At 69.1% G+C, this 282-nt stretch carries 1 protein-coding gene; it reads right to left on the reverse strand.

Features of this window, described 5'->3' with window-relative positions; genetic code table 11:
* Positions 1 to 282, reverse strand: a 282-nt coding sequence (locus tag K6T82_RS24380) for a hypothetical protein (RefSeq protein ID WP_476702586.1), incomplete at both ends; no start/stop codon positions are given.

Raw genomic sequence — 282 nt, forward strand, 5'->3', positions numbered from 1 at the left:
GGCGGCCAGCGTCGGCCGCAGGCCCACCATCCCGACGACCGAGTTGCACACGAGGTCCGCTTCCGGCAGCGAGGCCGCCTCGCAGAGCCCTTCCATCCCCTGCACCACGCGGACGGGCAAATCCGCCACTGAGATTTTCAGCGCTTTTGCGGCGTCCGGGTCGTACACCGCCGCGACCGAAGGCCGAAACCGGCGAATCTGCTCTTCCAGCAGGCGGACGTTTTTTCCGGCGGCCAGCGCGCAGACCTTTACGCCGAGCCGGCCCGCGACGTCGAGCGTCTG

This window comes from Flavobacterium potami (genome assembly GCF_020026915.1).
Lineage (GTDB): Bacteria > Bacteroidota > Bacteroidia > Flavobacteriales > Flavobacteriaceae > Flavobacterium > Flavobacterium potami.